This window comes from Loigolactobacillus backii, assembly GCF_001663675.1.
GTDB lineage: Bacteria > Bacillota > Bacilli > Lactobacillales > Lactobacillaceae > Loigolactobacillus > Loigolactobacillus backii.
The window spans coordinates 221,765-236,834 of the sequence record NZ_CP014873.1; the positions used below are offsets into that span (position 1 = coordinate 221,765).

Annotated in this window: 12 protein-coding genes; 3 read left to right on the forward strand and 9 right to left on the reverse strand. The window is 42.1% G+C overall.

Annotation, left to right across the window (positions count from 1 at the left end; genetic code table 11):
* Positions 1-85: 85 nt before the first annotated feature.
* Positions 86-1,792, reverse strand: coding sequence for a dihydroxy-acid dehydratase (gene ilvD, locus AYR53_RS00870; RefSeq protein ID WP_068279864.1), 1,707 nt, complete (start codon positions 1,790-1,792; stop codon positions 86-88).
* Positions 1,793-3,513: 1,721 nt separating this feature from the next.
* On the reverse strand, positions 3,514-4,077 hold the full coding sequence (locus AYR53_RS00880) for a TetR/AcrR family transcriptional regulator (RefSeq protein ID WP_068279855.1): 564 nt from the start codon (positions 4,075-4,077) through the stop codon (positions 3,514-3,516).
* A gap of 103 nt (positions 4,078-4,180) precedes the next feature.
* Between AYR53_RS00880 and AYR53_RS00885 the strand changes: the two genes are divergently transcribed.
* From AYR53_RS00885 to msrA, 3 genes are all read left to right on the forward strand, one after another.
* Positions 4,181-5,128: an amidohydrolase family protein gene (locus AYR53_RS00885; protein ID WP_068279852.1), complete on the forward strand. Its 948-nt coding sequence runs from the start codon at positions 4,181-4,183 to the stop codon at positions 5,126-5,128.
* A gap of 53 nt (positions 5,129-5,181) precedes the next feature.
* Positions 5,182-6,036: an alpha/beta hydrolase gene (locus AYR53_RS00890; protein ID WP_068279844.1), complete on the forward strand. Its 855-nt coding sequence runs from the start codon at positions 5,182-5,184 to the stop codon at positions 6,034-6,036.
* 632 nt (positions 6,037-6,668) lie between these two features.
* Entirely contained in the window at positions 6,669-7,508 is an 840-nt protein-coding gene (gene msrA, locus AYR53_RS00895; RefSeq protein WP_068477224.1) for a peptide-methionine (S)-S-oxide reductase MsrA, read from the forward strand.
* A gap of 142 nt (positions 7,509-7,650) precedes the next feature.
* Here the strand turns inward: msrA and arsC are convergent, their stop codons facing one another.
* The 7 genes from arsC to AYR53_RS00930 all read right to left on the reverse strand — a co-directional run bounded on the left by arsC (position 7,651) and on the right by AYR53_RS00930 (position 15,010).
* Positions 7,651-8,058 carry an arsenate reductase (thioredoxin) gene (arsC, locus tag AYR53_RS00900; protein ID WP_068279841.1) on the reverse strand — a complete coding sequence of 136 codons (408 nt, stop codon included), beginning with the start codon at positions 8,056-8,058 and terminating at the stop codon, positions 7,651-7,653.
* Between the two features lie 181 nt (positions 8,059-8,239).
* The gene (gene arsD / locus AYR53_RS00905; RefSeq protein WP_082920415.1) at positions 8,240-8,560 is read right to left on the reverse strand and encodes an arsenite efflux transporter metallochaperone ArsD; all 321 of its coding nucleotides are present in this window, start codon (positions 8,558-8,560) and stop codon (positions 8,240-8,242) included.
* Positions 8,561-8,596: 36 nt separating this feature from the next.
* Positions 8,597-9,892: an arsenic transporter gene (locus AYR53_RS00910; protein WP_068279838.1), complete on the reverse strand. Its 1,296-nt coding sequence runs from the start codon at positions 9,890-9,892 to the stop codon at positions 8,597-8,599.
* A 411-nt stretch (positions 9,893-10,303) separates the two neighbouring features.
* Complete coding sequence (arsA, locus tag AYR53_RS00915; protein WP_068279836.1) at positions 10,304-12,034, reverse strand: arsenical pump-driving ATPase; 1,731 nt, start codon at positions 12,032-12,034, stop codon at positions 10,304-10,306.
* Between the two features lie 193 nt (positions 12,035-12,227).
* Positions 12,228-12,587 carry an arsenite efflux transporter metallochaperone ArsD gene (gene arsD, locus AYR53_RS00920; protein WP_068279833.1) on the reverse strand — a complete coding sequence of 120 codons (360 nt, stop codon included), beginning with the start codon at positions 12,585-12,587 and terminating at the stop codon, positions 12,228-12,230.
* Complete coding sequence (locus AYR53_RS00925) at positions 12,574-12,924, reverse strand: ArsR/SmtB family transcription factor (protein WP_068279831.1); 351 nt, start codon at positions 12,922-12,924, stop codon at positions 12,574-12,576. Before AYR53_RS00925 ends, arsD (AYR53_RS00920) begins: the two co-directional genes overlap by 14 nt.
* A 700-nt stretch (positions 12,925-13,624) precedes the next feature.
* Positions 13,625-15,010 (reverse strand): DHA2 family efflux MFS transporter permease subunit, encoded by a 1,386-nt coding sequence (locus AYR53_RS00930; protein ID WP_068279828.1) that lies wholly within the window; start codon positions 15,008-15,010, stop codon positions 13,625-13,627.
* Positions 15,011-15,070: the final 60 nt, after the last annotated feature.

A 15,070-nucleotide genomic window follows, 5' to 3' on the forward strand; every position in this document is an offset into this window, starting at 1 on the left:
GCCAAAAATCAAGACAGAAAAAGGCTGGGACAAAAAAGTCCTGGCCTCTTGTTGTTTCCGAGCACTACTCAGAAAAAATGTATCCCTATCGTTCGTCCTTTTTCCAAAAATCAGTAATCGCACCTTTAGAAGAACTAGAAACCAGATGTGCGTATTTGCCCAAGACACCGCGTGTATACAGTGGTGGAATCGTTGTGGCAGCCTTGCGTTTGGCCAATTCGGCCTCGGAAACGGACATCGTGATTTCTTTGGTATCTTGATCAATAATCACTTCATCGCCAGTATGCAAATAGGCAATGGGTCCGCCATCTTGGGCTTCAGGAGCAATGTGGCCAACGACAAAGCCGTGTGTTCCGCCAGAATAGCGACCGTCCGTTAATAAGGCCACTGATTCGCCTTGACCTTTACCAACTAGCATGCCGGACAGGGAAAGCATTTCTGGCATGCCGGGTCCACCTTTTGGTCCAACGTAACGAACAACCACAACATCGCCATTAACGACTTTATCCGCCAAAACAGCTTCAATTGCGTCTTCTTCGTTATCAAAAACCTTAGCTGGGCCAACGTGCCGCCGAGCTTTAACACCAGCAACTTTTGCTACAGCGCCTTCTGGGGCCAAATTACCGTATAAAATCATTAATGGACCGTCCTTACGTTTGGGATGTTCCAGCGGCATGATGACTTTTTGCCCAGGCGTCAAATCAGGCGCTGTTGCAAGGTTTTCGGCTACCGTTTTCCCAGTGACGGTCAAGCAATCACCATGTAAATAACCATTTTGGTACAAATATTTCATAACGGCCTCAACACCGCCAGCTTCATATAAGTCCTGGAAAACATACTGACCACTTGGCTTCAGATCCGCAATGTGCGGTACTTTTGCTTGGAATTTATTGAAATCATCGATAGTTAGATCAACATTAGCAGCGTGGGCGATTGCCAATAAATGGAGCACTGAATTAGTTGAGCCACCTAGTGCCATAACCACAGTCAAGGCGTTTTCAAAGGCCTTACGGGTCATAATATCTTTCGGGTAGATCCCCTTTTCAAGTAAGTTCATTACTGCTTTACCGGCTTCTTCGACGTCACGCTTCTTAACGTCAAACACTGCTGGATGTGACGCCGATCCCGGCAAACTCATGCCCATGGCTTCAATTGCCGAAGCCATTGTATTTGCCGTATACATGCCACCGCAGCCACCAGGTCCTGGACAGGCGTTGCATTCAATTGCGCGCACTTCGTCGGCACTGATATCTTTGTGATTCCACTGCCCAACTGCCTCAAATACCGAAACTAAATCAATATCTTTCCCGTTAAGTTTGCCTGGTGAAATTGTTCCGCCATAGACAAAAATGGCCGGAATCTCAGTATTAGCGATCGCAATCATACTTCCGGGCATATTTTTATCACAACCACCAATAGCCACAAAAGCGTCACAATTATGACCACTCATGGCCGTTTCAATCGAATCGGCGATGACGTCCCGGGAAGGTAGCGAAAAGCGCATGCCTGGTGTCCCCATTGAAATACCATCAGAAACGGTGATTGTGCCAAATTGGACGGGCCAGCCACCTGCAGCCGTGACGCCTTTTTTCGCTAGTTTACCTAATTCTTCCAAGTGTAAATTACAAGGCGTATTTTCCGCCCAAGCACTAATTACACCGATAAGTGGTTTCTTAAAATCCTCATCCTTCATGCCAGTTGCCCGCATGAGTGATCGATTAGGTGCCCTAACCATTCCGTCGTAAACGTGACTTCTGATTCTAAGATCTTTCTGAGTCTGACCATCTGCCATATTGAAAAGCTCCTTTCAAAGCTGTATTTACATAAGTGTGTTTAAACAGGTCCTCATTTCCTACTTCGTAACCGAAAGTTACTGGCAAATGCTGCAGCCAAAATGAATTGGAGTTCAATTGGCAACGAAAAGTAGCTCTACTCAAGGAAAACATTAAATAAATGATGCTCATTCAAGTATTTCCTATAAGGCTGAGCGCCAGTTCCTCTTCAAACATGTTTACGCCAAATCAATAAAAAAGTACTAAGCAAATTAGTTGGAATTCCACCTTAGTTTGGAAAATATCTTTACTAGTACTTACCTGACTAATTTAGTGGAAACGTGTTTGAAAAAGCAGATTCCTGCAGTGACCAAGATGGGCCTACTCGCGAGCAGTTACGGACTGTATAACTGTGCTTCTGGGCGATTTTCGTCGTGCTAGTTCTTGCGGCACGAACTTTGCCACAAGAATGGACAACGTTTGAAGCATCAAGATTATTAGCGCACTTAGCCGCGATTCGGACTTCGGGTTATCTTAGTCCGATCGACAACGTCAGCGAGGCCAGTAATAGTCCTCAATTACGAAGTAGAATCTAATCGCCTTTCCAAACATTACCTAACTTTAGTAAATATTTTACATCTTTTCTAATGATATTCCAATTAATAATTAATAAATAAGGGAATTCACTTATTATAAATTAACAATCAGCTCTAATTAAAGTATATTTGCAGACAAAAAAATAGGCTTCAAGTCTCCTCAGTCTTGAAACCTACATAACAGTGGAAAGCGCCTGACCTAATTGATCTTGGTCATATAGAACTTTTTGAATATCAAAACACCTTCATATTAAATTTTACGCATTTGGTACGCTTAATACTTTTAGCCACTGCCAGATGATCTCACTCATCAAGCTACTATAATTCGTGGCCCATATGCTTGTTGTTTCAGCATGCACCAGCAACGCTAGGAACTTAGATGCTATGCTACGGAACGTGGACTTCGCAAAAATTCACTTCTTGTTCATTCAACATTTCGTAACCTAAAACTTGTTAAAAGAACTAGGCCTGTTGTACAGCCTTTCTGTTTCCACCGACCACTATCGCTTGTCTTAGTGGTCTACCGAAGACTTCGTCCGTTTAACGTTTGTAACCTAAAACTTGTTAAAAGAACTAGGCCTGTTGTACAGCCTTTTGTTTCCACCGACCACTATCGCTTGTCTTAGTGGTCTACCGAAGACTTCGTCCATTTAACGTTTGTAACCTAAAACTTGTTAAAAGAACTAGGCTTGTCGTGCTGCCCTTTTGTTTCCACCGACCACTATCGCTTGTCTTAGCGGTCTACCGAAGACTTTCGTTCATTTAACGTTTTGTAACGTGAAACTTATTAAAAGAATCAGGCTTGTCATACAGCCCTTTTGTTTCCACCGACCGCCATTTCACATCTTGGTGGTCTGCCGAAGACTGAGGAGGCTTATCTTGCTGATCAGGTCTTATCTCTTCCACACCCATAATATAGCATCGCTCACAAATGAATGCAAGCGATAACACACTTATTTTTAAACTTTTTTTGAAATACTGTCTCAGGCCCTTTGCATTAGTGTTAAAGCGCTTTAAAAAAGCAGAACTAATAGCCATTATTTTACGCAAAGCTTATCCTTGGTCACCCTGATAATATTTTAGTAGAATTTGGTCTGTTCAGGAACAAAAAGCAATTATGCCGACGCCGATTGCTTACTCGTTCTTCACCAATTCACAATAATTTCCTTAGCATTGGCAACCAAAGTTGTGCTGGCGTCTGCCTTATCTCGATATAGACCGAGGTCAGTGAATTCAATGAACCCAAAAATTAAACTCATTAAAATCTGAACATGCTGTTGAACCTTGTTTGCATCCTCATTGCCATTGTTTCGCCGTACGATTGTTGTTGGAATATCACGCAATGCCATTAATTTGGACAATATTTCGTCCTGTTTATTAATTTTTCCAATCAATGACAACATACTATTAAAGGCATGATTGTCCTGGGAAAAATCGAACGCCGCTTTAACAAAGGCCAGAATCGCCTCTTGCCCGCTCAGTCCAATAACAGCGTTTTGAACAAAGGCAATCAACTGATCCAAAAAGATCAGCACCACCTTAATTTGAAGTTCTTCGATGTTGGCCACATACCGATATAGTGTTTGTGGTTGGACGTTTAATTCACGAGCCAGCCCACGATACGACAGAGCATTGAAATCGCCTGCTTGAGCAATTTCCAGTGCCTTATTAATCACAATTTCTGTTGATAATTTAGCTTTTCGCGCCATTTTATATTTCCCCAATCTTTTCTGTTGACAAATTCACATCGTGAGCTTATTGTACACAGTATGAATTAATTAAAGCAACCCATTTTTGAAAGAAGGTTATCATATGTATCGTAAAATTGATTTTCATGCTCATTATCTTTCACCAGGATTCAAGAAATTTCTCAAAAAATATTTCGATGATTACGGCGATGGTGTTAAAACCCCTGCATATACAATTGATACCACTTTAGAAACAATGGACAAAAATAACGTTGCCTATTCGATCATCTCGCTATCTTCACCACACGTTTCAAACACAAACGACGCTGGTTTAACGAGTGAATTGGCAACTGAGGCCAATGATTATGGCGCTGAGCAGCGCAAGGCCTACCCGGATAAAATTGGTTTTGCTGCCACCTTGCCTTTACCATACGTTGCTGAAAGTATTGCCGAAATCGACCGGGCACGTTCCAATCATGCCACTGCCTTCACATTACCAACAAATGCCAACGGAACATACTTAGGTGATCCTGGCCTAGATCCAATTATGGCGAAATTAAACGAACGTAAAACAATCGTCATGTTACATCCAAATGAACCTAAACCAATTGCTAAAGACGTTAATCGTGAAATTCCAACACCAATTATGGAATTTTTCTTTGATACAACACGAGCAGTGACCAATATGGTCTTACACAGCGTCTTTACTCGTTATCCTAACATTAAGTTTATTATCCCACACGCTGGCGCATTACTGCCGGTTATCTCCGACCGAATCGCCTTGGCCCAAAAACTCAATCCAGCGCTAACCGATGATCAAGTGAATATGGCCGAGGTCATGGCAACACAATATTTTGATGTCGCTGGCCGTGTTTTACCGCATCAATTACCCGTGTTGCAGCAGGTAACGGACCCAACGCATATTTTATACGCAACCGATTCGCCTTACACACCTGCTCCACAGGTTGTGCAATTAACAAAAGAATTGGAAACCAGTGGACTGTTGTCCGAAGCAACTAAGAAAATGATTTTTTATAGTAACGGTAAACAATTATTAGATGAAGTTAAATAACAATCCATAAACGCAAAATTTACTTCATTAAAAACGAAAAGGAGTTTTTTAACATGAGCGAATTAACCTTAGATGGCGCCACATTACATTACGAAACTGTTGGTGCGGGACCAGTCTTGATCTTTGTTCCTGGTGCAAATGGTACAGGTGATATTTTCCGCCAGGCCGCCGAAAACCTCAAGGATGATTACAAAGTGGTCATGTATGATCGCCGCAACTTTGGTAAAAGTAAATTAACGAAACCACTTCCCGATGGTATTGAACAACCCCACGATAGCTACCGAATTAAAACCGACGCTAGCGACTTGGCCGCTTTGGCAAAAGAAGTCAGCAATGAGCCTGTCTCAATTTTAGGCAGTAGTTCTGGTTCAATCGTTGTGATGGAAACCTTACAGGATTATCCGGAAATCTTTAAGCGGGCCTTAATTCACGAATCACCAATCAACGTCTTTTTACCAGATTCTGAACAACAGCAGGCCAATAACCAAACTGTTGTTGACATCGCCCAAAAAGATGGCATGATGGCAGCAATGAAGGCCTTCGGCAAATTTATGCGAATTGGCGCAGTTGATGCGCAAATGATGTCAAAACCTGCGACAAACGTTTCGGATATTAAAGACGCCGCAAAGACAGCAACGGATGCAAAAACACGTAGCCAGGCCTTTTGGTTCGAAAACGAAATTCGCCAGTACACAAGTCGACAAATTGATTTTTCCGTCCTCGAACAGCACCGCGATAAGCTTGTTTTATTAGTTGGAACTGGTTCAACCGGCTCCTTCCCGGCAGAAGTCACAACCGATATTTCCAGCAAACTAAACGTCCCAATTACCGCCGTTCCTGCTGGCCACTTAGGTTACGCCCAAGAACCAGAAGGATTTGCAAAAGTGTTGAAAAAGGTTTTAGCATAGAGTGTTAAAAAAGGCGCCCAGATTATGGAATATAGCCTAGCTGGGCGAAAAGATCTGCGAAGCGGATCGTTCGACTAGCGTAGCTATATGTAATAATCTGCCTTTTTTAACACGTTTCAGAAGAGAGTGTTTGAAAAAGCGGTTAGATTATGGAGTATAGCCTAGCTAGGCGAAAAGAGACGCGAAGCGGATCGTTCGACTAGCGTAGCTATACGCAATAATCCGCCTTTTTTAACACGTTTCAGAAGAGAGTGTTTGAAAAAGCGCCCAGATTATGGAGTATAGCCTAGCTAGGCGAAAAGAATCGCGCAGCGGATCGTTCGACTAGCGTAGCTATACGCAATAATCTGCTTTTTCAAACACGTCCCGGCCAGAATACTGACCCAATTAACGTTGAATCACAGCCCAAACTGATCCACCAAATTATTTTAATAACTATTTCCAATAAATTTAACGTAAAAAGGGCCTCCTAAATTAGATGAAAATCTAATTTAGGAGGCCCTTTTTGTGTCTAAATTTGCCTTTATTTCTACAGCAAACGTTACCGCTACATCCATAAGTCAATTTAGTGCATTTGTTTACCTTTTCGGCGATAATGCGAATAAATAGTTCAATCCAAGGTGGTGGCAAAAATGCAACCTGATCAGGAGGCACGCTTAAATGACGTTTATAATTTAATTCTCAATAAGGGAACCCGTGACTGGGAACGGCAACAATTGCTTATCCTCAAAACTGCCGTGGAAACTGGTAACAATTTTAAAACCGAACTGGCCAGACTTGAGGCCAATTTACGACCGTTAGCAGTGCGGGATAATTTAACCCCAGACATGACTGATTTTTACCGTAAAATTACTGGCAATGCGGAAAATGCAACTGCCTTTGATTATAGCCGCCATTACGCCGCTGATGGGCCAAATCAGGAACGTGCAATTTTTGCCGGCGGCTGTTTTTGGTGCATGGTTGAACCGTTTGAAACACGACCTGGGATTATTGCCGTGACTTCGGGTTATACTGGTGGCGACACGGAAAACCCAACTTACGATCAGGTGATTGGCCAATACACGAACCACGTAGAGGCCGTGGAAATTATTTTTGATACCAAAATTATAAAATACGCCGATTTAGTAACACTTTTTTGGCAAATCATCGATCCCACTGATGATCAGGGTCAAATGAATGACCGCGGCAATGAATATCGGCCAGTCATTTTTGTTCGTAACGCCCAGCAACGTAAAATCGCAACAGCTTCCAAACAACAACTAGTAGCGTCCGGCAAATATAAACGGCCAATCGTCACGGCAATCGAACCAGCAACAAAATTTTGGCCGGCAGAAAATTTTCACCAAGAATTCTATAAAAAAAACCGCCAACGTTATCGCCGCACTGAAATCACGCGCAAACAATTCTTGGCGGTTCAACATTTACAAAATAAGCTCCGCATTGGCCTAAAAAATTTAAAAAAGAAGCATTAAACTTCCACTAAATAAGCGGCTGGGACAAAAAGTCCTGGCCGCTTATTGTTTCCGAACATTACTCTAGAACGTGCGCCAAAAATCTGGATCAGCTTACGTTACGCAGTGAACCCCAAACCGACTTTTGGCCCACTCCCGTAAATTATTGTTTGACCAGATCAAGTATTCTCAATTCAATCTGATCTCTAACCTGCCTAAACACCGTCAAAATCTCGGCCGCTGTTCCCTGGGCCAAGGCAGGATCTTTTAACGGCCAATGCTGCTTAGCAACCGTAGCTGATGTCACTGGGCATCTATCCCGGGCGTCACCACAAAGCGTCACAACTAAATCACTGCTGTTTAGATAATCAACATCAATTACCTTGGATTTATTTTTTCCAATATCAATGCCCTTTTCGGCCATCACTCTCACAGCATTTGGGTTTAGGCCGTGGGCTTCAATTCCCGCGCTGGCCACCCGCCACTGATCACCAAGTAATTTTTTCGCAAAGCCCTCGGCCATCTGGCTACGACAAGAATTACCAGTACACAAGAAATAGATCTGTTTCATGAGTAAATTCCTCCAAAATTAGTGAAATCTAAAGTATTTGTAAAAGTGCTTAAATTCTATGCTGTAATTAGGGCTCATTCCTAACTTCCCAACTAGTGGGCCCAGCAACAGTATTTTTTTCAACCACGTTTACGCCAAGTTGGCCGAAAAAGGATTAATAAAAGTGGCCACTAAAAGCTTCTTAGCTCATTGGCAAATCAAGGCTTAAATAATCCGAAAATTCTTCAATCGATGGATACTGCCCACTTTTAATCATAGTACCGTCTAAAAGTGTCACCGGCAAAACTGCCACACCATGGTCCTGAATCATTTGCGTTACTAATTTGCTAGTTACGAAGGCCTCCGGATCTTGGGCCAAATTATGTCTGTAAATTTTTGCTTTACCGTGTGCATTCACTTGGCGCTCAATCAGCGTTGTTCGGATGAGTTCTTTTCGGGTGCTTGGACTAGAAACACCAGTAGAACAGCACATTGCCTCTTCGTAAATATCGATTTTTTTCATTTTAAAGTTTCCTTCATTTTCACAATAACGAGTTTATTAACCAAAAATAGTCAACGATAGGTACAGCCCAACTAAGGTAATAAATAGGACTGGTATCGTAATTGTGATTCCAATTTTAAAATAAGTTCCCCAAGCAATTTTGGCGTTTTTCTGGGCCAAAACGTGCAGCCAGACTAGAGTTGCCAATGAACCAATTGGCGTAATTTTAGGACCAAGATCGGAGCCAATAATATTGGCGTACACCAAGGTTTGCTTTAGTAGGCCTGAAACATGAGCACCTTTAATTGATAGTGCGTTAATCATAACTGTCGGCATGTTATTCATCATTGAGGACAAGAATGCAGCGAGGTAGCCCATCCCAAGCGTGGTTCCAAAACGCCCAGTGGACGCAATCTGATTAATTAATTTGGCCAATAGTGAAGTTAAACCAACGTTTTGCAAACCATAAACCACAATGTACATGCCAATCGAGAAGAATACGATATTCCAAGGCGCACCTTTAATGACGGCCTTTGCGTTAACCGCCGGACTTTGACGTGCCACAACCAAAAAGATCACGGCAATGGTTAAAGCAATGAATGACACCGGAATATTGAGAAAACTGCTACTAAAGTAGCCAATCAAAAGTGCTCCTAGAACAAACCAGGAAAAAATAAATAAGCGATGGTCTTTGATGGCCGATTTTGGTTCGGCTATTTGCGTCACGTCGTACTGTTTTGGTAGCGATTTTCTAAAGTAAAAGTATAAAATACAGATACTAGCAACCAATGAGAATAAATCTGGTAGCCACATTCGCAGTGCATACTCAGAAAAAGTAATTCCAAAGAAATCCGCTGATACAATGTTTACTAGGTTGCTGACAACTAAAGGTAACGATGTCGCATCGGCAATAAAGCCACCAGCAATAATAAATGGAAAGACACGTTTTTTATCAAAATGCAGCGCGCGCACCATTGCCAGTACAATTGGCGTTAAGATCAGCGCCGCACCATCATTCGCAAATAATGCCGCGACAATTGCGCCTAACACAATGATCAAGACAAACATTCTGATCCCATTGCCCTTAGCCAAACGTGCCATGTGCAGTGCGGCCCACTCAAAAAAGCCAATTTCGTCTAAGATTAATGAAATCAAAATAATGGCGACAAACGATAGCGTGGCGTTCCAAACAATTCCGGTAACCGTTCCAACATCCTTGAAGGTTACAACTCGAAAAAGTAACGCTAGAACTGCACCTCCGATGGCTGTCCACCCAATCGATAACCCTCGTGGCTGCCAAATGACAAATAATAACGTAATTAAAAATATAAAAACTGCAAAAAAGGTACTCATACTTCCTCCAAACCCCCAAAATCAGGACAAAAAGCGCCCTGATCATCTGATATATCAATCTTTATCTACTGACCAAAATGATTTAACTAAGTCGTGTTCGAAAAATACCTTTACGCGTATTTACCTAACTAATTTAGTGTAACCATGCTTGTCAACGCGCCACTGTCGCTCATTCTTAACAACTAATGTTAGCAAGTATTAATTACTAAAACATATTTGCTAAACAGGACTTGTTTCCGGTTATCGATTGGACTAAGCCGATGCCCCGCAAGTCCAAGTCCCACGCGTTCCATCCGCCAGTGCCAGATTGAAACCTAACTAAATCTGTTCACGTGTAGTTCCGTGGCCAAGCAGCGTAGGCGTTATTTTTATGGCGCTATAATTCAATTTAAATACGAGCGCTACACGCCACTAAACTTTCAATAATGTCTCTTCAAAATCAGCCCGCCATTGTTCCACGGCAAAATGATCATTGGATATTTCCTTAACTTTTTTTATCCACGCTACTTCATTTTGCGCCCGCGCTTGTAGAAATAGATTTGTCGTTTTGGTTGCCAGCATACTCTGATTGACTACCCACCAAGTATGGGCCATGTGCGTGCGATTAAGATCATCATTCAAACGCATGGATTCATAAACTGGCGTCGTTTCCGGTAAAGTTACCATCACAATTTCAGTTTGCGTCGGATCTTGCAGCCGAGGTAATAAATCAACAATGGCTTGCGGCACATCGCTTGCAGTCCGTTCAACCTCTTTGGCGTAGCTCTGAGTTGAGTCTAATAACAACAAGGTATGGCCAGTTGGTGCTGTATCAATAACCACCACATCACTATCATCCTGCGCAACAATATTAGCAAACGCGCGGAATACCGCGATTTCTTGCGTGCATGGTGAGCGTAGATCCTCAGCAACGTAATCCACATCATCAGATTTCATTGTTGCTCGCGCCTTGGCCAAAACCTCATCCTGATAGTCTTTCAGAACCTTTTTTTCATCAATATGACTAATTGTAATTGCCGGATCAGCGGTTTTGAAAAAATCTAAGTGGTCAGCTGGATCAGTTGTTGCCAGATGAACCGTCTTATGCTGCGCAACTAATTTTTTGGTGATCTCCACTGCAACAGTTGTTTTACCAACACCACCTTTGCCCATGGTAAAAATAATCTTCTTGTCCGTTTTAATGAGGTCGGCGACAATCGTATCAAGCTGTGGGTACTGAACGTCAGTTGCTACCACGGCCTTTACTTCAGGTTGTTTTAGCTTAAGCAACAACCGAATTTTAGCCAAACCAGTTATATTGTAAGCGCGTAATGGTACTTCATACGCTGTATACTGTGCCAACGTTGCAGGCATGTTAGCCAAATCAGCCTGTTGTTGCGCAAAAATAGCGCGGGAGGCAGCATCGTTATGCGTCAAAAGTGTGCCGTTAACAATAATTTGCTGGTTTTTAATTCCCATAGCGGCTAATTCATTTGAGGCCCGCGTAGCCTCTAAAAAGGATGCTCGTTGTGGCCGCGTTACTAACATTAAAGTGGTTAAATCAGGATTATTTAACGTTGCAACGGCCTTAGCATAAGTAGCCTTCTTTTCATTCATCCCCGCCAATTGACCCAAACAGTTTGCGCCACGGTCATTTTCGTCGAGATAATTATTCCAGGCCGACGGTAATTGCAACATTCTCAAAGCGTGGCCAGTTGGTGCTGTGTCAAAGATAATATAGTCAAACCGCTGATCAATTTGGGGATCGGTCAAGAAAGTTGCAAATTCATTGAATGAAGCAATCTCAACCGTACACGATCCAGATAGTTGTTCTTCCATGTTTGTGATGGCAGCCTCTGGTAAAATGCCACGATAAGGGCCAATGACACTTTCACGATATTCACCCGCCGCCACGACAGGATCAAAGTTAGCAACGTACAACCCCGGCACATCCGCAATTGCCTTAGGTTTATTGGTTAACTCAGTTTCAAAGACATCCTGTAAATTGCTGGCCGGATCCGTTGATACTAGCATCACTTGCTTTCCGTCATCGGCCAATTGAACCGCCGTTGCGCTGGCGGTAGTCGTCTTACCCACACCACCCTTACCCGTAAAAAATAAGTAATGGGTTAAATTCGCATTTTCTGGAATGTATATTTTCATTTTTTCTCCTTTTATAAGCACCTGTGGCCAAATTATACAAACATGATCTGGTCATTATTTCGTCAAAGCCGGTAAAAATTAAACGCTGGTCCACCCATTTAAGATAGACATATTTAAATGTATCTATCTATTAGTCAAAAATTTTTTATCATTCAATAAACTAAAATGAGCCTACCAAACGATAAAATATAATTTAACAACAACCACTGTCACCACAACAGCCGCCATCTTGACTGGCCGGCACAAAAACTAGACCCGTATAAGTTGAAAGCTCAGCCAGCGTTGGGTAGGCACCAGTTTTAACGATCGTGCCGTCGACGACCGTTATCGGTAAGACCGAATCCGTATCATCTTTGATTGCAGCCAAAATTTCTGGCCGCTGACTGAATACCTTTGGATCATTACTCAGATTATACCGGTCAGCTGCAACGTTAGGAACATCCTTTAGAGCCGCAAACGCAGAAGTAATCATTAATAGATCCTGATTAACTGCCGGCCCACAAACCCCAGTAGAACAGCACATAGCAGGTTCAAATAATTCAATTTTTTTCATTAGTTACCCTTTTCCTTTCTGAATCAGCGCCAGTACATTTTTCTTCATCACAAACACAATGTTCACTGGTATTTAAAAGTACGTCGGTATTTTGTTTAAACGTTTCAATAAATTGTGGTCGCAGTGTGTAATGCTGCCACTTACCCTCCTTGCGCGCACTAACAATCCCGGCATTCTGCAATACCTTCATGTGGTGCGAAAGTGTTGGCTGTGAAAAATCAAAGTGCTCCAAAATATCACAAGCACAGAGTGAACCACAAGAAAGTAAATCAATAATCTTTAGCCGCTTAGGATCAGCCATGGCTTTAAGCGTTTGAACATAATTTTGATAGTCCATTGGGGGCCTCCTTGTTTTCATATACATAGACGTCTATGTATTAAAGATAGACAAGTGTCTATCTATTGTCAACCTTAATTTTAATAAGCAAGGCAAAAAGGCGGTTAATTAAACTAGTTCATATTAGCAATTATTATTATCCGTGTCTTACTAATCAATTTAGCCTAAAGGTGATTGACCACGTGATACATGCCTTTTCATTAAAATATTACCTATAGAAATATGAAAAGTGGCAGAATTTCAATAAAAAAATAATCAGATAATAAAAGCGTGTAGCAAAAGTCAATTTTGTGTTTATTGTGTATCGTAGGCTAATTCAATAACCGCACTATTGCTATTGAAAGGTACGTGAACTCAGACCTTTGCTGCCCATTTTAAAAAAATGCTCGGAAATAGGAAGGGGCTGGGACAAAAGTCCTAGCCCTTTCTTGTTTCCGAACATTGCTCTAGAACGTGCGCCAAAAGTCTGGGTTCACATGTCTAACTACAGCCGATCCAATAACCATAGTACGGTTATTGGATCGGCTTACGTTACGCAGTGAACCCAAAACCGACTTTTGTCCCACTCCCTTCCGATGATTAGTCAAGTTAATTAGCAGCCTTAATTCCATAATTTACACAGCAACGGACACTAAATTAAATTGAAAACTAACAATTTAAAGTTGAAAACTCAAGCATTATTTCGAAAATTCACCAAACACTAATTTATCTGTTTACGAGGTAAGGCAAAGGTTAACAAAAATCCAAGCACTGCTAACCCCACTGTTAAGGCAAAACCATAGTGAGTTCCATTTGTCACATTTATTGAACCATGTACGCTGCTTTTAGCCTCACCTAGGCCCAATAAACTTGTGGCTAAAGCAGTCGCAATTGCGCCAAAGATTTGCTGCAGCGTGTTCATAATACTGCTACCATCGGCCGACATTTGTTGTGGTAACGAATTTAAACCAAATGTCTGTGCTGGTGAGAGTGCTAATGGTATGCCAATCATTAAAATAACGTGGGCGCTAACAACGTAAAGGTAGCTTGAATCGGCCCGACTAAAGAACAACATTAAGGCACCAATAACTGTGATTAGAAATCCCACCATAGCTGGCCGCCGAACACCATAGCCATCATATAAACGGCCGGCAATTGTTGAAACAACGGCGTTCATCAGACCACCAGGTAACATTAAAATTCCGGTTAGTGCAACCGGCACTAGCAACCCTTTTTGCCAATAAATCGGTAGTAAGTACATTGAGGACATAATGATCATAAAGTCAATCATTACCAATATGGTCCCCAACGAAAACTCGACATGTGCAAAGGCGCGGACGTTTAGAATTGGTTCTGGCAATTTCAACTGCCGCCGAACAAAGCTAAATAGCGCAAGAAGACCAACTACCAGACTCCCTAAAACTAAGGCCGAGGTCCAGCCTTTATCACTGGCCAAGCTTATTCCTAAAACAACGCCACCAAAGCCTAGTGTCGATAAAATAATTGACAGAACGTCAACGTGGGGCCGCGTGATTGGTACCACATCTTTCATGAATATAATCGTAATAATTAACGCGATCACCAATAATGGAATCATTGCCCAGAAAATATATTGCCATGATAACGCACCTAGTATCAGGCCAGCAACAGTTGGTCCAATTGCTGGAGCAAACATAATCGTTAACCCAATTAGACCCATCGCCGCACCACGTTTTTCCATTGGGTAAATGGTTAAAGCGACTAAAAAGATCAAAGGTAACAAAATTCCGGTGCCAATTCCCTGAATTAATCGACCAATCAATAAGAACGTAAAATTTGGTGATAACGCGGCAACTAACGCCCCAACAATAAAATCGCATAAGGCAAAGATCAATAATTGTCGTGTGGTGAACCACCGTGAAAGCAAACCTGAAAGTGGCAGTACAATACCAACCATTAGTAAATAGCCAATGACCAACCACTGAATGGTTCCGGCTGATACCCCTAATTTAGTTGTTAATGGCGCTAAAGCAATATTTAAGGCTGTTTCGCTAAACATGCCAATAAAACCACCGATGAGTAGCCCAGCCATGATTGTTAAACGTTTCGTTTCTGTGAGACTTTTCATGTTTAAAAATTCCTCTCTGCTATGAAGTTATGCCTCAAACCACGTCTGGTTTCTAAACAC

Bases quoted from the DNA above. Each gene is read 5' to 3' on its own strand.
- msrA (WP_068477224.1), top strand. From the start codon at position 6,669: ATGCAACCTGATCAGGAGGCACGCTTAAATGACGTTTATAATTTAATT.
- AYR53_RS00880 (WP_068279855.1), bottom strand. From the start codon at position 4,077: ATGGCGCGAAAAGCTAAATTATCAACAGAAATTGTGATTAATAAGGCA.
- arsD (WP_068279833.1), bottom strand. From the start codon at position 12,587: ATGAAAAAAATTGAATTATTTGAACCTGCTATGTGCTGTTCTACTGGG.
- AYR53_RS00885 (WP_068279852.1), top strand. From the start codon at position 4,181: ATGTATCGTAAAATTGATTTTCATGCTCATTATCTTTCACCAGGATTC.
- AYR53_RS00910 (WP_068279838.1), bottom strand. From the start codon at position 9,892: ATGAGTACCTTTTTTGCAGTTTTTATATTTTTAATTACGTTATTATTT.
- ilvD (WP_068279864.1), bottom strand. From the start codon at position 1,792: ATGGCAGATGGTCAGACTCAGAAAGATCTTAGAATCAGAAGTCACGTT.
- AYR53_RS00930 (WP_068279828.1), bottom strand. From the start codon at position 15,010: ATGAAAAGTCTCACAGAAACGAAACGTTTAACAATCATGGCTGGGCTA.
- arsD (WP_082920415.1), bottom strand. From the start codon at position 8,560: ATGAAAAAAATCGATATTTACGAAGAGGCAATGTGCTGTTCTACTGGT.
- arsC (WP_068279841.1), bottom strand. From the start codon at position 8,058: ATGAAACAGATCTATTTCTTGTGTACTGGTAATTCTTGTCGTAGCCAG.
- arsA (WP_068279836.1), bottom strand. From the start codon at position 12,034: ATGAAAATATACATTCCAGAAAATGCGAATTTAACCCATTACTTATTT.
- AYR53_RS00925 (WP_068279831.1), bottom strand. From the start codon at position 12,924: ATGGACTATCAAAATTATGTTCAAACGCTTAAAGCCATGGCTGATCCT.
- AYR53_RS00890 (WP_068279844.1), top strand. From the start codon at position 5,182: ATGAGCGAATTAACCTTAGATGGCGCCACATTACATTACGAAACTGTT.